We start from the raw sequence: 20,623 nt of genomic DNA, 5'->3' as shown, positions 1-20,623 counted from the left end.
CGCCACCACGCCGCAGCCAGGGAAGGAAAGCACAACGTCAGTGCATCATCTGCGGCTGCCCGTCGAACAGGTGCTCGAACTGCGCCAGCCAGGGCTCGGCCAGGCAGCGGATCTGGGCATCGTTGCGCAGGATGCGCTGCATGATGCGGGCCTTCTCCTTGCGGTGCTCAGGCGCCAGTTCCTGCTGCTGCGACTGGTAGCGCAACTGCTCGATGAGCACCGCGCAGGTGCCCTCGTAGCGCACCACGCCGTCCCAGTCCTTGAGCTTGGCCGCCTCCAGCATCTTGGCGCTGCTGTCCTCGATGGCCTTGTAGTAGTCAATCAGCATGTCGGGCATTCTTCAGGCCTCCGCCAGCGCGGGCTGCGCCACGTCGTTGGCCGCCTCGGTACTCTTCTTCATCTCTTTCCAGGCCAGCGCGATCGGCTCGATCAGGCGGGCCACCTCCTGCAGCTTTGCGTCGTCATTGCCGGCGTTCGCCTCAATGAGCCGGCGCAGCGCGTAGTCGTACACCGCCTCCAGGTTCGCCGCCACCTCGCCGCCCGACTCGCGGTCCAGCGCGGTCATCAGGCCCTCTTCCAGGATGCGCACGGCCTTGGAGATGCTGTTGCACTTGGTCAGCACGTCGCTGCGCGCCAGCGCGCCACGGGCGGTGGCCACGGCACTCAGCACGCCATCCAGCAGCAGGCTGACCAACTGGTGCTGGTCGATCGTGTGCATGCTGGTTTCGACATTGATCCGCTGGTAGGCGGACGCTGCGCGGGGGTTGAGGGCACTGAACATGGCGGTAATCCTTGAGCTGGCTGCTATTCAATTTATCGGCATTGCGCCGTCAAACTGAAGCGCTTTCAGCCCGAGGACTTGTTCCAGGTGGTGACCTGCTGGGCGATGTAAGCGTTCAGCGCATTGAGCGACGCCATCTTCGTGTCCAGCGCCGTGTAGCGTTGCGTCAGGCTCTTTTCCAGGCGGTCGGCGCGGTCGGTGATGCGCTCGATCTCCTTGGCGTTGAGTTTGAGTGCACTCTCGTACAGCTTGGTCTTGGAGGCAAAGAACCCGTCCGTGTCGAGCAGCTGGGACGTCATGGCCTTGAACTTGCCGGCAAAGCCGTCTTCCACGCGCCCGCCCTCGGGCCCGCGGAAGAATTCCTTCACGGCGTCGGGATCTTCCATCGCCTTGTTGAATTTCGTGGCGTTGAGCTCCAGAGAGCCGTCCGGCGAAACGTTGCCCAGCCCCAGCCCGCCCGCGGACACCACGCCGACGGCCGACAGGTTGCGCAACGCACCCGAGCTGTTGACGGACTGCAACGCCATGCGCAGCGTGTTCTGCAGGGCCAGCACGGTGGAGTCCCCCTGCAGCAGGCCGGCGGTCTGCGTCTCCTTGTCGTACTTGGTGCTTTCATTGAGCGCGCTGTTGACGGCGTTGTACGCGGCAACGAAAGCCTCGATGTTCTTCTTGACCGCCGAAGTGTCCTTCTCCACGGTCAACGTCACGGCCTCCGTGGTGACCTTGTTGGCCGTGAAGGTCACGCCCGCCACGGTGTCGGCGAACGCATTGGTCGCGGAACTGACGGCGATGCCGTTCACCGTGGCGTTGGCATTGCGTGCGTATTCCGTGGTCATTCCGGTGGACAAGCGCGACAGGCCGGCGCCGTCGGCCAGGTTGCCGTCCGCGTCGGACACGCTCAGCTGGAACCCGGCCGCCTCGCCGGTGGTTTTGCTGCGCAGCAGCAGCCGTTCGCCCGACGCGTCGTTCAGCACCGTGGCGGTCACCCCGGCCTTGGACCCGTTGATCTTGCTGGCCACGTCGGCCAGCGTGTCGGTGGCGCTGATCTCGAGGTTGACCGCCTCGCCGCTACCCGCGGTGAATGCCTTGGGATCGCCCGCCCAGGTTCCCGTGGCCAGCGTCAGCGTGCCCGCACCCACCGGCTGCTTGGTGGGCTGCAACGCGGCCGACATGGACGACTGGGCCATCGCCAGGTTCTGCACCTGCACGCTGAAGGACGTGACCGCTGCGCCGCCCACCGCGCTGACGGATACCGCGTCGGCATTGGAGGAAGTGGCCTTGACGCCATTCCACCCGGTGACGCTGGTGAGTTTGCTGGCCGCGTCCGCCAGCGTGGACACCAGCGACTTGAATTGGCCGAAGGTAGACACCTTGGCACTGGTGAGCGCCGCCTGCTGTTGCAGGCCGTTGGTCTTCGTGATGGGCAGCTTGACGGCATCTACCGACGCCTTGATCAGCCCATTGACGTCCACATTGCCGCCCAGGCCGATACCGATCGAGGAAAAACTTGCCATGACCATCTCCGTATGCATGCAAACCGGCATGTGTGCCGGTAACGCCAGAAATTATCAAGCCGAAGGGCCCTGTGCGTCTCGTTGAATAGGACGGAAGAATCCCGCCAATCCCGCACGTCACGCTCGCCATGCCGCCCCACAAGCGGGAAAGCGCGGCCGTGAGAATCTCACTGCCGCGCTCGGGGAGAGATGCGGGAACGAATCCCGCGTCTCACCTGAAGGCTGCCGTATCAGCGCAGCAGGGCCAGCACGCCCTGGGGCAGCTGGTTGGCCTGGGCCACCATGGCGGTGCCGGCCTGCTGCAGGATCTGGGTGCGCGACAGGTTGGCCGTTTCGGCCGCGAAGTCGGCGTCCTGGATACGGCCGCGCGAGGCAGACATGTTCTCGGCCGAGGTCTGCAGGTTGTTCACGGCAGTCTCGAAGCGGGACTGCAGGGCACCGAAGCTGGCGCGCTGGCCGTTCACGGCAGCCAGGGCCGAGTCGATGATCTTCAGGGCCTTGGTGGAGCCTTCCACGGTGGACACGTCGATGGTGTTCACTGCCTTCAGGGACGACGCGGCTGTGGTGGACGCCAGTGCAGACGTACCGGTGATCGAGTAGCCCTTGTCGGACGAGAACTCCAGCGTGCCGCGAGAAATTGCATCGCCCCCGGCAGCAGCAGCGGCGAATGCTGCGCCAAAAGTCGGCGTGGTCGTCGCTTCAGCATTTTGTGCCGCAAGCGTGATGCCAACCGTTGCGCTGTTGTTCTTCAGGTTGATATCGGCGCCTGCCTCGTTGGTGAGGATGATGCCATCCGCCGCGGCATTGAGCTTGGCGGTGACGCCGGTCTGCGAGGACACGTCGTTGAACGCCTTGACTGCCTCGGCCAAGCCGGCAGCCGTATTGCCCGACACGTTGAACGTGACGTTAGCAGCGGTGGAGTTATCACCCTTCACTGCCAGGGACACGGCACCCGTGGCGGCAAACTTCAGTTCCGACACGTTGCGTGCAGATGCGGTCACGCCAGTGGCGTCAGACAGTGCATTGATAGCAGCAGCAGCGGTAGCGGCAGTGTCCGAGGCCCCAAGGGTAGCCGTCTTGGTCTGCAGGCCGGCGATCACCACCGTGCCGGTCAAGGCGGTGGCCGTCGCCGCGGCTTCCACCAGCTTGCTGTTGTTGATCTGTGCACCGTAGGTGGTGGTGCGGAAGTTACCCGTGGTGGCGGTGATGGTCTGGTTGGCATTCGCGCCCACCTGGAAGGTGGCGGAGCCGAACGAGCCGTCCAGCAGCTTCTGGCCGTTGAACTCGGTGGTCACGGAGATGCGGTCCAGCTCGGACAGCAGCTGGCCCACTTCAGCCTGGATGGCCTTGCGGTCGGAGGCGCTGTTGGTGGCGTTGGCCGACTGCACGGACAGTTCGCGCACACGCTGCAGGATGTCGCCGGACGCCTTCAGTGCGCCTTCAGCCGTCTGGGCCAGCGAGATGCCGTCGTTGGCGTTGCGCACGGCCTGGTTCAGGCCGCGGATCTGGCTGGTGAAGCGCTCGGAGATGGCCAGGCCGGCGGCGTCGTCCTTGGCGCTGTTGATGCGCAGGCCCGACGACAGGCGCTGGATGGAGGTGTTGAGGGAGGCCTGGCTCATGCCCAGGTTGCGCTGGGCGGTCAACGAGGCGACGTTGGTATTGATGGTCGATGCCATTGCAAATCTCCTGAAAGAACTGACTGAATAAGGCGTTACCGCCATCTGGGCCCAGAACCGTCTGGCCTCAGGGTTCACAGGGCCCCCATGGGCGCCTTGTTGAACGGCGGGTCGTCACTTCTTGTTTCAAACGGCCCGTTGAATGTGTTTTCGGGCTGTGGCTGGAAAACTTTAGGGACAAACGCACGGACTGGACGGTTTTTGCGCCGCTTATCGCAGCAACGCCCCCACGCCGGCTCTCCACAATCTGCCCATCGTTCCCGCACAGTCCGCCGGAGGGGCCACGCTTAAGCCGGCAGAAATCATCGTTTCCAGCCACGCAGGAGTTCCGCCATGGCAGCTACCATCAATACCAACGTCGCCTCGTTGACCGCCCAGCGCAATCTGGGGGTCAGCCAGGGTTCGCTCAACACTTCCATCCAGCGCCTGTCGTCGGGCCTGCGCATCAACAGCGCCAAGGACGACGCCGCCGGCCTGGCCATCTCCGAGCGCTTCACCAGCCAGATCCGCGGCCTGAACCAGGCGGCACGCAACGCCAACGACGGTATCTCGCTGGCGCAGGTGGCCGAAAGCGCCCTGGCGGGAGCGGGCAACATCCTGCAGCGCGTGCGCGAACTGTCCGTGCAGTCGGCCAACGCCACCAACAGCGCCTCCGACCGCAAGGCCCTGCAGGCCGAAGTGGGCCAGCTGCTGTCCGAGCTGGACCGCCTGGCCGTGACCACCGAGTTCAACGGCCAGAAGCTGCTGGACGGCTCGTTCGGCTCCGCCACCTTCCAGGTGGGCGCGAATGCCAACCAGACCATCACCGCCACCACGGGCAACTTCCGTACTGCCACCTACGGAGCGCAGTTGAAGCAGTCCGCGCCAGTGGTGGTCACCGCCACCAACACCCCCACGCCGCTGACCGGCACGTTCGACGTGGCGGGGCTTCAGACCAAGACGATCAACCTCACCGCTACGGACACCCTGGCGACGGCTGCAGCCAAGATCAATGCGGCGTCGGAAGCCACCGGGGTGACGGCCTCCGCACGCAACCAGGTCGAGCTGACGACCTTTGTGGCCGGTGGTTCCTATTCCCTCGCCGTGGTGGGCGACAACGCCACCGCGGCAAACGTCACCTTCAGCGTCAGCACCGCAGGCGCCACCGCGGCGGGCCTGGCCGAGGGCATCAAGGCCTTCAATGACGTGTCCTCCCAGACGGGCATCACCGCCAAGCTGAATGCGGACGGGGACGGCATCATCCTGATCAACGAGTCGGGGGCCGACATCCAGATCCAGAACAATTCCGCGGCCGGCAACACGCTCGCCGTCGGCGCCTACGATGCCGTGACGTCTGCCAGCTCGGGAACCCCGACTTTCGTGACCGGCGTGGCCGCCACGCCCGCGGGAGGGTACGCGACGGCCCGCGGTTACCTGGAAATGAACTCCGACAAGGGCTTTTCCATCGGGAACCTGACCGGCACGCCTCCCGTCACGGCAACGCCTTCCACGCTGAACTCCGTCAATACCATTGACGTGTCCACCGTGGACGGCTCCACCAAAGCGCTGAAGATCATCGATTCCGCCCTGGCGGCCGTGAACGGCCAGCGCGCCAGCTTCGGCGCCTTGCAGGCCCGCTTCGAGACGACGATCGCGAACCTGAACACATCTTCGGAGAACATGTCCGCCTCGCGTGGCCGCATCCAGGACGCCGACTTCGCCGCCGAAACGGCCAACCTGTCGCGCACCCAGATCCTGCAGCAGGCCGGCACCGCCATGGTGGCCCAGGCCAACCAGATCCCGCAGGGCGTGCTGGCGTTGCTGAAATAAGGCGGTCCGTTACTGCTTCCAAAATAAGAGCTGCCAGCGCCCTGACCGTGGGCACTACAGCTCTTTTTTATGGGAATCACCGACCGTTGACAAGGGAACCCGGTCAAGCCGGCTTCATTTTTCTCGCGACAATCCGATACAAAAGTCATTCCCTTATGCAAGGCTGCGGGGCTCCCATGCCCGCTTTGCCCGTTTAGAACCCCAGCATGCTCGTCATCCTCGGCTACATCATCACCTTCGGCTGCGTCTTCGGCGTGTTCGTCGCCCATGGCGGCAACGTTCAGGTGCTGCTGACGGCCCTGCCCTTTGAAATGATCACCATCGGCGGGGCCGCGCTGGGCTCATTCATCGTGACCAACCAGCCCAAGGTGCTCAAGGCCACCATGGCCACCCTGCCCCAGGTGTTCAAAGGCAACAAGTACACCAAGGCGCGCTACATGGAGCTGATGGCCATGCTCTACGAGATCCTGCAGAAGGCCCGCAAGGAAGGGCTGATGTCGATCGAGCAGGACGTGGAGTCGCCCAAGGAATCAGAGCTGTTCAAGAAATTCCCTACCGTGGGCAGCGACCCGCACGTGATCGAATTCACCACCGACTACCTGCGCATGATGGTCTCGGGCAACCTGAACGCCCACGAGATCGAGGCGCTGATGGACAGCGAGATCGAGACCCACCACGCCGAGGCGCACGCCCCCGTGGCAGCGCTCACGCGACTGGCCGGCGCCCTGCCGGCCTTCGGTATCGTGGCCGCGGTGCTCGGGGTGGTGAACACCATGGGCTCGGTGGGCCAGCCGCCCGCCGTGCTGGGGGGCATGATTGCCTCGGCGCTGGTCGGCACCTTCCTGGGCATTCTGCTGGCCTACGGCGCGGTGGAGCCGCTGGCCGGGCTGCTGGAGCAAAAGGCCGCCGACGCCGCCAAGGAATACGAGTGCATCAAGTCCACCCTGCTGGCCAGCATGCAGGGCTACAACCCCGCCACCTCCATCGAGTTCGGCCGCAAGGTGCTGTTCTCCGGGGACCGCCCAGGCTTCGTCGAGCTGGAAGCCCACGTCAAGGGCAAGAAGTGACGCGCCACGCCTGAACCGCCTTTGCCATGGCCGAAAAGAAGCTCCAGCCCATCATCATCAAGCGCGCCAAGAAGCGCCCCCATGCGCCGCACGGCGGCGCATGGAAGATCGCCTACGCCGACTTCGTGACGGCCATGATGGCCTTCTTCCTGCTGATGTGGCTGCTGGGCTCCACCGCCAAGGGCGAGCTGCAGGGCATTGCGGCCTACTTCTCGTCGCCGCTCAAGGTGGCGATGCAGGGCGGCGACGGGGCGGGCAACAGCTCCAGCGTGATCCCGGGCGGCGGCAACGACCTGTCCAAGGTGCACGGGCAGGTGCGCCGCTCCAATTCCGACAGCTCCACCAACATGCGCTCCAGCGTGGAGGCCTTGCGCGCCGAGCGTGCCCGGCAGGACGCCCAGCGCATCAAGGCGCTGCAGACCAAGATCGAGGCGATGATCACCGAGAGCCCTCGCCTGAACGAATACCGTTCGCAGATCCGGCTGGACCTGACGCCCGACGGCCTGCAGATCCAGATCGTGGACGATCAGAACCGCCCGATGTTCGACAGCGGCAGCGCGCTGGTCAAACCCTACATGCGCGACATCCTGCACCAGATTGGTGCAGCTTTGGGCGGGGTAGAAAACCGCATCAGCCTGTCCGGCCACACGGATGCCGTGCCTTATGGCAATGGCGACCGCGGCTACAGCAACTGGGAGCTGTCGGCCGACCGCGCCAACGCCTCGCGTCGCGAACTGGTGGCCGCGGGCATGCCCGACGCCAAGCTGGGCCGCGTGGTGGGCATGGCTGCGAGCGATCTGCTGGAGCCCGAGAACCCCCGCGCCGCCGTGAACCGGCGCATCACCATCACCGTACTCACCCATGAAGCCGAAGAGCGGCTCATGGGTAAAAAGAACATGGTATTTCCGTTACCGTCGCCCGTGGCAGAAAAGCAGGACAATCCAGCTTCCTCATCGCCGAATCAGTAACAACTTGTCACGTTGCTGATGACTTACGACAATAGCCCCATATTCACCGAAAGGGTCCTTTGTGTCCTCCGCCCTTCGCTTTCTGATCGTTGACGACTTTTCCACCATGCGGCGCATCGTCCGCAACCTGCTCAAGGAAAGCGGTTTCGCTGATGCCGACGAGGCCGAAGACGGCGTGGCGGCACTGAACAAGCTGCGCAACGGCAAGTTCGACTTCGTGGTCACCGACATCAACATGCCGAACATGAACGGCTTCCAGTTGCTGGGCGAGATCAAGAAGGACGACAAGCTCAAGCACCTGCCCGTGCTGATGGTGACGGCCGAGGCGCGCAAGGAAGACATCGTCGCCGCCGCCCAGGGCGGCGCCGCCGGCTACATCGTCAAGCCCTTCACCAAGGCCACGCTGGAAGAGAAGGTCAACCTGATCCTCAAGAAAATGGGGCTGTGAGCATGACGGCGGCAGAAAACGGCGCGCCAGCCGACGGGACAGACGACGTCCACCACAAGATAGGCCTGCTCACGCGGCAGCTGCATTCCGCCCTGAACGAGCTCGGCTACGCGGACCAGTTGCGCGGCACCATGGGTGAGCTGCCCGATGCGCAAAGCCGCCTGTCCTACATCGCCCGCTTGACGGGCGAGGCGGCCGAGAAGGTGCTGGGCCGGGTGGAGCAGGCCAAGTCGCTGCACGACCACGTGGCCTCGGAAACGCGCCGCGTGGTCAACTCGCTGGTGGCCGACCCCGTGGCCGCGGTGGCCAAGGGCGAGATCTACAACTTCCTGACCGATGTGGAGCGCGCCACGCAGGAGGCCGACAGCCACCTGACCGAGATCATGATGGCGCAGGACTTCCACGATCTCACCGGCCAGGTGATCGCGCGCGTGGTCAACCTGGCGGCGACGATCGAGCAGCAGCTGGTGCAGTTGCTGATCCAGACCGCGCCGCCGCAGGCGCAAACACCCATCGCGCCCGAGCCGCGGCGCGACCAACTGCAGGGGCCCGTGGTCAATCCCGAGTCCGCACCCGACGTGGTGACCAGCCAGTCGCAGGTGGACGACCTGCTGGCCAGTCTGGGGTTCTGACGCGGCCGGGCCCAGGCAGGAGCCCGGTGCATGACATAAACCTCAGCCAAATCAGGTCCTAACGCCCACTGGACAAGCGCAAAAAGCTATTATTTTAATAGCACGCTAATCATCAGCGCACCCGCCGCCACCGCCGCGAATAACGCCGGCGCAACCCCTTTATTCGGGCTTTAGCTTTCGCCCGGGCTCCCGACAATGGCGTGACCCAGCAGTCACGCCGCCATGAGCTCGAGCCAAGACAAAAACCTTCCAGCAACCGAGCGCAAGCTCCAGAAAGCGCGCAGCGACGGCCAGGCCGCGCGCTCGCGGGACCTGTCGCACCTGGCCATCCTGGGCATGGGCGCGCTGGCGCTGCTGGTGCTCGCGCCCTGGTTCGTGGAATACCTGCAGCGCGCGATGCGCCAGCAGCTCGCATTCAACGCGGCCACTGTGCAGGCGCCCGGCCACATGCTGGAGCGCCTGCAGACCATGGCGGGCGTGGGCCTGCTGGCCAGCGCCAGCTTCGCCGCGCTCACCGGCGGCGCGGCGCTGCTGAGCGCCGTGGGCGCTGGCGGCTGGGTGTTCAGCTTCAAGCCCATCACGCCGCAGTTCAACCGGCTCAACCCGCTGACCGGCTTCACCAACCTGTTTTCCAAGCAGCAGCTCGCCAACGTGAGCAAGATGGTGCTCATGACCGGCATCCTGTCGTTCGTGGCCTGGAACTTCATGGGCCAGAGCATCGAGAAGATGGCCGCGCTGGTGCTGCAGCCTTCGCCCCTGTCGCTGCGCCACGTGGGCGACTGGATCGTCTCGGGCACCAGCCTGCTGCTGCTGGTGGTGTTCCTGTTCGCCGTGGTGGACGTGCCGCTGCAGGCGTTCTTCTTCAAGTCGCGCCTGAAGATGTCGCACGAGGAAGTCAAGCAGGAGCACAAGGAATCCGACGGCAACCCGCAGCTCAAGGGCCGCCAGCGCCAGCGCGCGCGCGAGATCGCCGACGGCGCCAGCATCACCGCCGTGCCCAAGGCCGACTTCGTGGTCATGAACCCCACGCACTACGCCGTGGCCCTGAAGTACGACGACGCCACCATGGGCGCACCCCAGGTCGTCTCCAAGGGCACCGACCTGCTGGCCTTCAAGATCCGCGAAGTGGCCCAGGCGCATGGCGTGCCCGTGCTGCAGTCGCCCATGCTGGCGCGCGCGCTGTATGCGCACGCCGAGCTGGAGCAACCGATTCCCGCACAGCTGTACACCGCCGTGGCCCAGGTGCTGGCCTACGTGTATCGCCTGAAGGCCGCGCTGCGCGGCGATGGCCGCATGCCCGAGGCCCAGCCCGATCCCTACGTGCCGCCCGAGCTCGACCCCCACAGCGCCCACCACACCCTGCGCCCCGCACCCGCCACAGGTAACGCAAGATGACGTCCCCCTCGATCCATTCCGTCCGGCAATGGGCCGGCAACCACGGCCCGGCACTGCAGGGGCTGTCGGCCCCGCTGCTGGTAGTGGCCATCCTGGCGCTGATGGTGCTGCCCGTGCCGCCCTGGATGCTGGACACCTTCTTCACCCTCAACATCGCCGTGGCGCTGATGGTGATGATGGTGGCCGCGTACATGATCAAGCCGCTGGACTTCGCGGCCTTCCCGTCGGTGCTGCTGCTCACCACGCTGATGCGCCTGTCGCTGAACGTGGCGTCCACCCGCGTGGTGCTGCTGGAAGGCCACACCGGCCCGGGCGCCGCCGGCGCGGTGATCGAGGCCTTCGGCCACTTCTTGATCGGCGGCAACTTCGCCGTGGGCCTGATCGTGTTCGCGATCTTGGTGGTGATCAACTTCGTGGTGGTGACCAAGGGCGCGGAGCGCATCGCCGAGGTGTCGGCCCGCTTCACGCTGGACGCCATGCCCGGCAAGCAGATGGCCGTGGACGCCGACCTGAACGCCGGCCTGATCGACGAGAAGGAAGCCAAGCGCCGCCGCGCCGAGGTGCAGGAAGAGGCCAACTTCTTCGGCTCCATGGACGGCGCGAGCAAGTTCGTGCGCGGCGATGCCGTCGCCGGCATCCTGATCCTGATCATCAACATCGTGGGCGGCTTCGCCATCGGCATGCTGCAGCATGGCCTGTCGGCCAACGACGCCGCCAACAGCTACATCCTGCTGGCCGTGGGCGATGCGCTGGTGGCCCAGATCCCCGGCCTGCTGATTTCCGTCGCGGCCGCGATGGTGATCTCGCGCGTGGGCAAGGACTCCGACATGGGCCAGCAGATCGTGCAGCAGTTGCTCATGTCGCCACGCGTGCTGGGCGTGACCGCGGGCGTGCTGATCCTGCTGGGCCTCATCCCCGGCATGCCGCACACCGTGTTCCTGGTCATGGGCAGTCTCCTCGGCTACGGCGCCTGGGTGCTGCTGCAGCGCCAGCGCCGCCCCGCCCCGGTGGAAGAAGCCCCCGCGCCTGTGAGCGACGGCGAGGCCAGCTGGGACGACCTGCAGCCCGTGGACCTGCTGGGCCTGGAGCTGGGCTACCGCCTGATCGCCTTGGTGGACAAGAGCCGCCAGGGCGACCTGCTCACGCGCATCAAGGGCGTGCGCCGCAAGTTTGCGCAGGAGGTGGGCTTCCTGCCGCCGGCCGTGCATGTGCGCGACAACCTGGAGCTCAAGCCCAGCGCCTACCGCATCACACTGCGCGGTGTGGTGGTGGGCGAAGGCGAGGCCTTCCCCGGCATGTACCTGGCCATCAACCCCGGCGGCATCTCCACGCCGCTGATCGGCACTCCCACCACCGACCCCGCCTTCGGCCTGCCCGCGCACTGGATCGACGCCGCGCAGAAGGAAGCGGCACAAATGGCGGGCTTTACCGTGGTTGATTCGGAAACCGTGATGGCGACCCATTTGTCACACTTGATGCAAGTGCACGCCGCCAAGCTCCTGAGCCGCACCGAGACGCAGCAGCTCGTGGAGCATGTGACCCGGCTGGCACCCAAACTCATCGAAGAAGTCGTGCCCAAGATGGTGTCCATCACAACATTCCAGAAAGTGCTGCAGCTGTTGCTGGAGGAGTCCGTGCACATCCGCGACATCCGCACCATCATCGAGACGCTGGCGGAACACGCCGGCAGCACGCAAGACCCGGTGGAACTGGCGCGCCGCGTGCGCATCGCCCTGTCCCCCGCCATCGTGCAGCAGATCTACGGCCCCACGCGCGAGCTCAGCGTCATCGCCATCGAGCCCGGGCTGGAGCGCCTGCTGATGCAGGCCCTGGGCAATGCCAGCGGCCCGGCGCTGGACCCCGGCGTGGCCGACCTGCTCACCCACAAGGCCGCCGAAGTCGCCCTGCAGCAGGAAGAGCTGGGCATGCCCGCCTGCCTGCTGGTGCCCGACCAGATCCGCAACGCCATCGCCCGCCTGGTGCGGCGCGTGGCTCCCCGCTTGCAGGTGCTCGCCCACAGCGAGATTCCTGAGACCCACACCATCCGCATCGGCCCGATCCTCAAAGGTGCATCCGCATGAACATCAAACGCTTTACCGCTCCCACCGCACGGGAGGCCCTGGCCAAGGCGCGCATGGCCTTCGGTGAAGGCACGCTGATCCTGTCCAACCGCCCCACGGCGGGCGGCGTCGAGGTGGTGGCCACGGCCGAGGACGCGCTGTCGTCCCTGCACGGCGGTGCCGAGCCGGCACCCAACCGTCTGCAGGAGCGCGCCGACGACCTGGCCGCGAGCCAGCCGGTGCGCATGTCCCAGACGCAGCCCCATGCAGCCCCTGTCCCGCAGCCCGCACGCCAGCCGGAGCCCGCGGCACGCAGCACCGTGGCGCACGACACCGAGCAACTGGCCATGAGCACGCTGTCGTTCCAGGACTATGTGCGCGAGCGCATGCTGCGCCGTCGCCACGAGGCCTTGCACGGCACAAGCGCCCCCGCGCCCCTGAACGAGCGCGCCGCGCTGGAGCGCGGTCTGCCCGAGCCACGCTTCGAACCCCGCGCTGAGCGCCTGCCCGAGCCACCCGCGCCACAGCCCGTGAATGCCCCGGTGGCACGCCACAACCCATTGCGGCCCATGCATGCCGCCCTGGGCGCCGAGCAGCTCACGCCGCGCCGCGCCGAGGCGCCCGCCACAGCCGCGCCCACGCTGGCGGCCGGCCTGGGACAGCAGAACCTCATGAAGGAACTGCAGTCCATGAAGGAGCTGATCGAGGACCGCTTCAACACCCTGGCCTGGCTGGGCCAGGCCCGCCAGAACCCGATCCAGTCCACGCTGATGCTCAAGCTCATCCGTGCGGGCTATTCGCCCGCCCTCTCGCGCGCGGTGCTGGAACACCTGCCCGAGCATCTGGGCGCCCAGGACGCCGTGCGCTGGCTCATGGAAGTGCTGGAGCGCAACCTGCGCACCGACGCGCAGACGCTGCCGCTGTACGAGGAAGGCGGCATCTTCGCCATGGTGGGCGCCACCGGCGTGGGCAAGACCACCACCACCGCCAAGCTGGCCGCCTTGTGCGCGCGCATCCACGGCCCCGCCAGCGTGGGCCTGATCACGCTGGACACCTACCGCGTGGGCGCGCACGAGCAGTTGCGCTCCTACGGCCGCATGCTGGGCGTGGTGGCGCACCTGGCGCACGACCGCGCGGCGCTGCAGGACCTGCTGGGCCTGCTGTCGTCCAAGAAGATGGTGCTCATCGACACCACGGGGGTGGCCCCGCGCGACCCGCGCAAGCGCGACCTGCTGGACGTGCTGGCGCTGCCCGGTGTCAAGCGCCTGCTGGTGCTCAACGCCAGCAGCCACGGCGATACGCTGGACGACGTGCTCACCGGCTTCAAGACCACCGGCTCGCAGCAGGCCATCCTGTCCAAGGTGGACGAGGCCGTGAAGCTGGGCCCCGCCATTGATGCGCTGATCCGCCACCAGATGGTGCTGCGCGGCGTGACCAACGGCCAGCGCGTGCCCGAGGACTGGGAAGCGGCCGACGCCCGCAAGCTCGTGAGCGCCTCCATGCGCACGAGCGTGAAGTCGGCCTTCGACCCCAAGGCCGCCGAGTTGAACTTCTTCTTCTCGCACGCCACGGAAACGGCCGATGAGCGGGGGATGGCCGATGTTGCTTGATACCGCTTTGCACCAGGCCGCCGGGCTGCACAGCTACACGCCGCAGCAGGACCTGCGCCTGCTGGCCGTGCTGAGCCAGCCGGGCAGCGGCCCGTGGCTGGAGATGCTGTGGCAGCTGTGCTCCAGCCTGCAGCGCCTGGGCTACCCCGTCGTGGTGCTGGACGGCACGGCGCTGGAGAGCCCGCACATGCCCGGCCTGGACCAGCTGCTGCACCCGGCTCCCTGGAACGGCGCGCAGACGCTGGCCTCCGCCACCGGCGCGTCGCTGGCCGTGGTGCCCGCGGCCCGCGGGCTGGCCCGCCTCGCGCAGCAGTCCGAACACCATGGCGCCACCGTGCTGCAGCGCCTGCAGCCCTTGTTTCGCGCCTACGCGCTGGTGGTGCTGCATGCTCCGCCCGAGCAACTGGCGCCGCTGCTGCGCGGCAGCGCCAGCGTACCGCTGATCATGACCGGCCCCGGCGCGCAAGGCATGGTGCGCAGCTACCGCCAGCTCAAGCACATGGCGCTGCACGCCGGCGTGCGCTGCACGGTGGCGTCCATCCTCGCGCCACAGGAGCCTGTGCAGCACCGCCAGACCGCCGAGGCGCTGGACACGCTGCAGCGCAGCGCGCGCACCCACCTGGGCCTGCAGGTCCACACCACCACCGTGGCCGCGGCGCGCGCGCAGGACATCCAGCGGCTGGCCTTGCAACTGCTGGAAAACGCATGCACCATTGACGCTGCCATGCCCCTGCTGCCCCCGCACAGCCTGTGCGCCTCCCTCTCGCCCCTGGACCGGAGCCACTGACCCGATGTACACCGCGAAAGGCCAGCTCGACCGGGACGCGCTGTTCCACCAGCACGTGCCCCTGGTGCGGCGCATCGCCCACCACATGATCGCCAAGCTCCCGCCCAACGTGGAGCTGGACGACCTGATCCAGGTCGGCATGATCGGTCTGAACGACGCGCTCTCGCGCTACGAAGTCGCGCAGGGCGTGCAGTTCGAGACCTTTGCCAGCCAGCGCATCCGCGGCGCCATGCTCGACGAGCTGCGCGAGGGCGACTGGATGAGCCGCAGCTCGCGCAAGAGCCAGAAGGACATCGAGCATGCCCTGCACCGCGTGGAGCAGCGCCTGGGCCGCAGCCCCATCGAGTCCGAGATCGCCGCCGAACTGGGCATGAGCCTGGAGGACTACCAGGCCCTGCTGAGCAAGGTGCGCGGCACGCAGCTGGTGTACCTGGAAGACTTTCACCACGATGACGAGGACGAGGGCTTCCTGGACCGCCACGTGGCCGACGAGGGCGCCGATCCCATGGCCGTGCTGCGCGACCAGCGCCTACGCGCCTCGCTGGTCGAGGCCATCAAGGCCCTGCCTGAGCGCGAGCAGTACATCATGGGCATGTACTACGAGCACGACATGAACCTGAAGGAAATCGCCGCCGTCCTGGGCGTGACCGAATCGCGCGTGTGTCAGCTGCACAGCCAGGCGATTGCGCGGTTGCGGACGAAGATGCGGGGGCACTGATTTTTTGGATGAAATAGCTGTTTTGCGCTTGCTGGACAAGCGCGGGCAGCTATTTTTCTGAGCTTGTGGTGCGGCTTTTCATGGCGCGGGCCGGGATATGCGCCCGCCGGGGCGGGTCCCGGTCAACAGCATCAAGCCCCAAGAACCCATCAAAAAAGATAGCTGCCAGCGCTTACCCCATAAGCCTCAGGCGGCAATTCGGGCTAAAAGTCACCCCGGTGCCCGGTAAATCCGTGCCCCCGCAGCGCCGGACGAAGGCCCGTAAGTCACCCCCTCCACGGGCGGCAGCAGCGACGCCGCCTGTCGCTCGGTCAGCGCCATCACCCGGGCCAGTTGGTCGCGCACCAGCGTCAATTGCCGGCCGATGGCCTGCACCCTTTGCGCGGCGGCGGGCTCCAGCGCGCCCGCCACAGGCGCCAGGGCCTGGGCCAGCGCCATGGCAGCGCCGCGCAGCTGCACCGCAGTGTCTTCAAAAGTCTGGAGGTTGGAAGCAAGAAGCGCAGCCTGCATGTCCTGCAGCTGCGCTTCGATGGAGGTGAGGGTGTCGTCGAGTGACATGGGGTGCAAGTCTAGAGCCTGTCACCCCGGCGGGCCAGCCGGCCCAGGAGGGCGGGTCAGCCCCGCGAGTGGGACAGGGTTTCGTAGGCGTTGGCCAGCAGCTTGTCGGCCACGGCTTCGGCGTCCACGCGGAAGGTGCCTTTTTCGATGGCAGCCTTGATCGCCTTGACCTTGGCAGTGTCGAAGTCGGCCGTGGACTTGGTGGCGTCCACCCCGCGGGCGGCGGCCGACAGCGTGACGGGCACGCCTGCGGCGGCGCGCGTCGCGCCCTGGGCCGCTTCTTCAGCGGCCGGCGCAGGTGCGGCGGCCTTGGCCTGCTGCTTGTTGGCAGCGGCCTTTGACAGCGCAGTCGCAGTATCCGGGTTGTGTCCAATCTTCATCGCACTCTCCACCACCCCTGTGAGATGTGGGGCCAGTAGCCATGTTTTCGGCCGGCAGGGAGCAGACTTTAGCGCTTTGTGGTGCCTCGCGGCTCACAAAGTGGCTTCTATTGTCCCATCCTCAAGCACAGTACCCCCAATAATGCGCCCATTGGCCATGCGAACGCGCACACTCTGTCCTTGAGCGCCCGCGCTCATGGCCTGGCCCGAGGAGGTGACCGCATAACCCGGCCCCTGCACCACCACGCGCACCGCAGAGCCGGCCTTGAACAGGTCGGGGGCGCGCACCATGTTCTGGCGCAGCGCCTGGCCGGCGGACAGCGGACGGGTGGCGGTCTGCCCCACCCAGTCCTTGGGGTTGGCCACGATGGCCGCGGGTTCTGCGGCCCAGTCCACCTCGGCCTCGATGGCATCTTGCTCGCTCAGCACTGCGCCGGTGCCCACATTGCCGGCCAGCACCCAAGCGGGGCCGAAGGCCTTGACCGTGATGGGCAGGAACACGTTCCAGCGGGTGGGGCCGTCCACGCAGCGCAGGCCCAGGCGGGTGCGCCCCCACAGGCGGGCACCAGCGGGCAGATAGGGTTCCACGCGCGCGCAGGGCGCCAGGCGCAGGCGCGAATCCAGCGTGCCCACACTGACTTCCATGCGCAGCGGCAGCCCCCCGGCCTGCGCCTGGGCCAGCGCATCGTCCAGCCAGTGCTGGGTGATCGAGCCCAGCTCGGCGGTCTGATCGCCTCCCTGCTGGGCATGGGCGGGCAGCGCCAGGGCAGAGCCCAGCGCCAGCGCGCCGCCCATCAGGAAGCGAAGGCAGGCAAGGCGGGATGAGCGCAGGATAGGAAGCGGCATGACGGGACTCCAACGGGTCTGACGGCGGTCCGGCACAACGGGCCCCGGACGCCTTTTCACACCTGCCACTGTAGGCTGGCCACCGCATGCGCCAAGCGCGGAACAACGGGCCAATCCCATCGCTCTTCGCGCTTTAGAAAAACGGGGCGATTTCCATAATCGACGCACGCCACAAGCCCCCTGGGCCATGGCGGCCGAACCCCTTTTTTACACGCCGAGGCCCACATGCTCGACAAGATGACCAACCGCCTGGACTTTCACGGAAGCGCCTTGCTGCTGCGCTCGGAGCGCCAGCGTGCCATCGCGAGCAACATCGCCAACGCGGACACGCCCGGCTACGTGGCGCGCGACTTCAAGTTTGCCGATGCCATGCGTGCCGTGAACGAAGCTCAGAACCCCAGCCCCCTGCGCAGCCAGAGCGTGAGCGACCCGCGCCACATCCCGCTTCCGGCAGCCGCCAGTGGCAGCTCGGACAGCACGCTGGGCTATGCCCTGCAGACCCAGCCGAGCCTGGACAACAACACCGTGGACATGGACCGCGAGCGCGCCGCGTTCGTGGACAACGCCGTGCGCTACGAGGCCACGCTGCGCTTCATCAACGGCCAGTCCAAGACCATGCTCAGCGCCATCCAGGGCCAGTAATCCCGAAAGAGAGCACCCGCCATGTCCATGTTCTCCATCTTCAACGTCTCGGGCAGCGCCATCAGCGCACAGTCGCAGCGGCTGAACGTCGTGGCCAGCAACCTGGCCAACGTGGACGCCGTGGCCGGCCCCGACGGCCAGGCGTACAAGGCGCGCCAGGTGGTCTTCCAGACCGCGCCCATGGGGCCTGAGAGCGCCGCGGGCGTGCGCGTGTCGTCCATCCAGGAGAGCGACCAGCCCGGCCGCCGCGTGCACGACCCGGCCAACCCCATGGCCGACGCCGAAGGCTACGTGACCCACTCCAACGTGAACGCCGTGGAGGAGATGGTCAACATGATCTCGGCCTCGCGCTCGTACCAGAACAACGTGGAGGTCATGAACACGGCCAAGACGCTGCTGCTCAAGACCCTGCAGATGGGCCAGTAAACCGCCCTCCGAAAGCACGCCATGATCCTCAACCCCATCGGCACCACCGCCACGACCAACACCGGCGCTTCGGCCAACGCGACCAACGACCCCGCGGCCATGCAAGACCGCTTCCTCAAGCTGCTGGTCGCGCAGTTGAACAACCAGGACCCGATGAACCCCCTGGACAACGCGCAGATGACCACGCAGATGGCGCAGATCAACACCGTCACCGGCATCCAGACGCTCAACCTCACCATGCAAACCATGGCCGAGGAGTTCTCGACCATGCAGCAGATCCAGGGCATCTCGCTCATCGGCCGCTCGGTGCTGACCGAGGGCGACCGCCTGAGCGTCAGCGACGGCAAGGGCAAGGGCTACTTCAACCTGGACAACACCGCCACCGACGTGCAGGTGGACATCGTCACGCCCGGCGGCGTGGTGGTGGACACCGTGGACCTCGGCGCACAGGACAAGGGCCGCCGCTCTTTCGAGTGGGACGCCGCCGGCTACAGCGGCAACGCTGCCGACCTGCGGTTCCGCGTGCGGGCCACGTCGGGCGAGACCGCGGTCACCGCGACAGGGCTGTCCGAGGCGCAGGTGGTCGCCACGGGCTCCAACGCCGGTGCGCTGACGCTCACGCTGGACAACGGCGACATCGTCAACTACTTCCGCATTCACAGCGTGCTCTGAGAGCCGCGCTTTCCTCCAGGAGAACACCATGGGTTTCCAGCAAGGCCTCTCGGGCCTGAACGCGTCGGCCAAGAACCTCGATGTGATCGGCCACAACATCGCCAACGCCAACACCACGGGCTTCAAGGCCTCGCGCACCGAATTCGCGGCCATGATCGCCTCGGCCATCGGCGCGTCCAGCGGCACCAACTCCGGCATTGGCGTGGAGGTGTCGGCCATTGCGCAGCAGTTCAACCAGGGCAACCTCACCGTCACGGGCAACAGCCTGGACGTGGCCATCAACGGCAACGGTTTTTTCACGCTGCAGATGCCGGATGGCTCGCGTGCCTACACGCGCGCTGGCAACTTCAAGCTGGACAACGTGGGCAACGTGGTCACCAATGACGGCGCCCAGGTCATGGGCTACCCCATCGACCCCGTGACCGGCCTGCGCACCTCCAGCACGGCCGTGCCGTTGACCTTCCCCACCACGGCGCCCATCCCGGCCCGGCAGACCACGGCCATCAAGACGGCCTTCAACCTGGATGCCCGCACGCCCAACGCCAAGGGCGACCCGGGCGCCACCCCACCCGTGGCGGCTACGCCGCGCACGACCTACGGCACCTCGCTCAACGTGTACGACAGCCAGGGCGTGGCCACGCCGCTGTCCTTCTACTTCGAGAAGAACGGCGCGAACACCTGGGACATCTACAACCAACTGGACGACCTGACCACCACGCCGCCGACGGTCCCCGCCATCACCGGCCGCCTGATCGCCGACAAGAACGGTGCCGTGGCCGCCACGCTGGAGCCCGTGGCCACCTCGGTCGCCAACGCGGACCCGGCGTTGACGCAAAAGGACGATTTCCCCACGTCCTTCACCTACCGTTTCTACGGCCCGGACGACCAGGGCGTGTATGCCATCCGCGAGACCACGCTGAGCTTCACCAACCCCGAAGACGCCTGGGACTTCACCTATTCGGACGCGCCCACCAACAGCCTCGTGGCCTCCGCCCGCCTGAAGGACAACCTGGTGGACTACGCGGGCGGCACGTCGCCCGCCGGCGGCACCTTCGGGGTGGCCGACCTGACCGATGCGCCCGCGGCCGCCAAGCAGTCGTTCGAGCTGGCGCTCATGGTCAACCCCAGCCCGGCCAACCCCAACAGCCCCACGGCGCCGGGCAGCAACCCCGCGCCAGGCTCCTACCCTGTCACGCTGGACCTGAACAATGTCACCCAGTTCGGCACCAAGTTCGCCGTCTCCGAGCTCTCGCAGGACGGCTACACCTCGGGCGAGCTCACGGGCATCAATGTCGAGAACAACGGCATGATCATGACCCGCTACTCCAACGGCGTGACGCGTGCCGAGGGCCAGATCGCGCTGGCGAGCTTTCGCAACACGCAGGGCCTGGCGGCCGTGGGCGGCAACAACTGGGTGGAGACCTACGAATCGGGCCAGCCCGTGCTGGGTGCGCCCACGGATGGCAACTTCGGCGCGCTGCGCGCCGGCGCCCTGGAAGACTCCAACGTGGACCTGACGGCCGAGCTGGTCAACATGATGACCGCCCAGCGCGCCTACCAGGCCAACGCCCAGACCATCAAGACGCAGGACCAGGTGATGTCCACCCTCGTCAACCTGCGCTGATAACCCACTG

At 66.7% G+C, this 20,623-nt stretch carries 21 protein-coding genes; 14 read left to right on the top strand and 7 right to left on the bottom strand.

The genetic code is table 11. The annotated features are described in order from the left end of the window. Window positions 1-37: 37 nt before the first annotated feature. From MRB47_RS03525 to MRB47_RS03510, 4 genes are all read right to left on the bottom strand, one after another. Window positions 38-337: a flagellar protein FliT gene (locus MRB47_RS03525; protein ID WP_015914351.1), complete on the bottom strand. Its 300-nt coding sequence runs from the start codon at window positions 335-337 to the stop codon at window positions 38-40. A gap of 3 nt (window positions 338-340) precedes the next feature. Further along, window positions 341-781: a flagellar export chaperone FliS gene (fliS, locus tag MRB47_RS03520; protein WP_088888278.1), complete on the bottom strand. Its 441-nt coding sequence runs from the start codon at window positions 779-781 to the stop codon at window positions 341-343. A gap of 65 nt (window positions 782-846) precedes the next feature. Then, on the bottom strand, window positions 847-2,295 hold the full coding sequence (gene fliD / locus MRB47_RS03515; RefSeq protein WP_252101915.1) for a flagellar filament capping protein FliD: 1,449 nt from the start codon (window positions 2,293-2,295) through the stop codon (window positions 847-849). Window positions 2,296-2,525: 230 nt separating this feature from the next. Next, window positions 2,526-3,971 carry a flagellin gene (locus MRB47_RS03510; RefSeq protein ID WP_252101914.1) on the bottom strand — a complete coding sequence of 482 codons (1,446 nt, stop codon included), beginning with the start codon at window positions 3,969-3,971 and terminating at the stop codon, window positions 2,526-2,528. 333 nt (window positions 3,972-4,304) lie between these two features. On the opposite strand from MRB47_RS03510, the gene MRB47_RS03505 reads away from it, so the two are divergent. The 10 genes from MRB47_RS03505 (at window position 4,305) to MRB47_RS03460 (ending at window position 15,465) form a co-directional block, all read left to right on the top strand. Further along, entirely contained in the window at window positions 4,305-5,780 is a 1,476-nt protein-coding gene (locus MRB47_RS03505) for a flagellin (protein WP_252101913.1), read from the top strand. A 206-nt stretch (window positions 5,781-5,986) separates the two neighbouring features. After that, window positions 5,987-6,847, top strand: coding sequence for a flagellar motor stator protein MotA (gene motA / locus MRB47_RS03500; RefSeq protein ID WP_015914356.1), 861 nt, complete (start codon window positions 5,987-5,989; stop codon window positions 6,845-6,847). A gap of 26 nt (window positions 6,848-6,873) precedes the next feature. Then, entirely contained in the window at window positions 6,874-7,815 is a 942-nt protein-coding gene (motB, locus tag MRB47_RS03495; RefSeq protein ID WP_252101912.1) for a flagellar motor protein MotB, read from the top strand. A 61-nt stretch (window positions 7,816-7,876) separates the two neighbouring features. Then, window positions 7,877-8,263 (top strand): chemotaxis response regulator CheY, encoded by a 387-nt coding sequence (gene cheY / locus MRB47_RS03490; protein WP_011806904.1) that lies wholly within the window; start codon window positions 7,877-7,879, stop codon window positions 8,261-8,263. Between the two features lie 2 nt (window positions 8,264-8,265). Beyond that, a complete protein-coding gene (locus MRB47_RS03485; RefSeq protein ID WP_252101911.1) occupies window positions 8,266-8,895 on the top strand; it encodes a protein phosphatase CheZ in 630 nt (209 codons plus the stop codon). 222 nt (window positions 8,896-9,117) lie between these two features. Beyond that, window positions 9,118-10,290 carry a flagellar biosynthesis protein FlhB gene (locus MRB47_RS03480; protein ID WP_015914359.1) on the top strand — a complete coding sequence of 391 codons (1,173 nt, stop codon included), beginning with the start codon at window positions 9,118-9,120 and terminating at the stop codon, window positions 10,288-10,290. After that, entirely contained in the window at window positions 10,287-12,371 is a 2,085-nt protein-coding gene (flhA, locus tag MRB47_RS03475) for a flagellar biosynthesis protein FlhA (protein WP_015914360.1), read from the top strand. The genes MRB47_RS03480 and flhA overlap by 4 nt, the downstream gene beginning before the upstream one ends. Further along, window positions 12,368-13,960 carry a flagellar biosynthesis protein FlhF gene (gene flhF, locus MRB47_RS03470; RefSeq protein ID WP_015914361.1) on the top strand — a complete coding sequence of 531 codons (1,593 nt, stop codon included), beginning with the start codon at window positions 12,368-12,370 and terminating at the stop codon, window positions 13,958-13,960. Before flhA ends, flhF begins: the two co-directional genes overlap by 4 nt. Next, window positions 13,950-14,747: a hypothetical protein gene (locus tag MRB47_RS03465; RefSeq protein WP_015914362.1), complete on the top strand. Its 798-nt coding sequence runs from the start codon at window positions 13,950-13,952 to the stop codon at window positions 14,745-14,747. The genes flhF and MRB47_RS03465 overlap by 11 nt, the downstream gene beginning before the upstream one ends. A 4-nt stretch (window positions 14,748-14,751) precedes the next feature. Further along, a complete protein-coding gene (locus MRB47_RS03460) occupies window positions 14,752-15,465 on the top strand; it encodes an RNA polymerase sigma factor FliA (protein WP_011806910.1) in 714 nt (237 codons plus the stop codon). A gap of 210 nt (window positions 15,466-15,675) precedes the next feature. On the opposite strand, the gene MRB47_RS03455 is transcribed toward MRB47_RS03460, so the two are convergent. From MRB47_RS03455 to flgA, 3 genes are all read right to left on the bottom strand, one after another. After that, the gene (locus MRB47_RS03455) at window positions 15,676-16,023 is read right to left on the bottom strand and encodes a hypothetical protein (RefSeq protein ID WP_015914363.1); all 348 of its coding nucleotides are present in this window, start codon (window positions 16,021-16,023) and stop codon (window positions 15,676-15,678) included. Between the two features lie 56 nt (window positions 16,024-16,079). Then, window positions 16,080-16,403, bottom strand: a complete 324-nt coding sequence (gene flgM / locus MRB47_RS03450; RefSeq protein ID WP_011806912.1) for a flagellar biosynthesis anti-sigma factor FlgM — start codon at window positions 16,401-16,403, stop codon at window positions 16,080-16,082. A gap of 93 nt (window positions 16,404-16,496) precedes the next feature. Then, the gene (flgA, locus tag MRB47_RS03445; RefSeq protein ID WP_011806913.1) at window positions 16,497-17,249 is read right to left on the bottom strand and encodes a flagellar basal body P-ring formation chaperone FlgA; all 753 of its coding nucleotides are present in this window, start codon (window positions 17,247-17,249) and stop codon (window positions 16,497-16,499) included. 225 nt (window positions 17,250-17,474) lie between these two features. Between flgA and flgB the strand changes: the two genes are divergently transcribed. From flgB to MRB47_RS03425, 4 genes are read left to right on the top strand one after another with little or no spacing between them, the layout of a single operon-like run. After that, entirely contained in the window at window positions 17,475-17,891 is a 417-nt protein-coding gene (gene flgB, locus MRB47_RS03440) for a flagellar basal body rod protein FlgB (RefSeq protein WP_088888269.1), read from the top strand. Window positions 17,892-17,912: 21 nt separating this feature from the next. After that, complete coding sequence (flgC, locus tag MRB47_RS03435) at window positions 17,913-18,317, top strand: flagellar basal body rod protein FlgC (protein WP_011806915.1); 405 nt, start codon at window positions 17,913-17,915, stop codon at window positions 18,315-18,317. A 21-nt stretch (window positions 18,318-18,338) separates the two neighbouring features. Beyond that, window positions 18,339-18,989: a flagellar hook assembly protein FlgD gene (locus MRB47_RS03430; RefSeq protein WP_015914365.1), complete on the top strand. Its 651-nt coding sequence runs from the start codon at window positions 18,339-18,341 to the stop codon at window positions 18,987-18,989. 28 nt (window positions 18,990-19,017) lie between these two features. Further along, on the top strand, window positions 19,018-20,613 hold the full coding sequence (locus tag MRB47_RS03425; RefSeq protein WP_088888268.1) for a flagellar hook protein FlgE: 1,596 nt from the start codon (window positions 19,018-19,020) through the stop codon (window positions 20,611-20,613). Window positions 20,614-20,623 lie beyond the last annotated feature (10 nt).

This window comes from Diaphorobacter sp. LI3 (assembly GCF_022807955.1).
GTDB lineage: Bacteria > Pseudomonadota > Gammaproteobacteria > Burkholderiales > Burkholderiaceae_C > Diaphorobacter > Diaphorobacter nitroreducens.
Note: the sequence above shows the minus strand (reverse complement) of the source record. Positions and strands in the feature narration are given on the sequence as shown.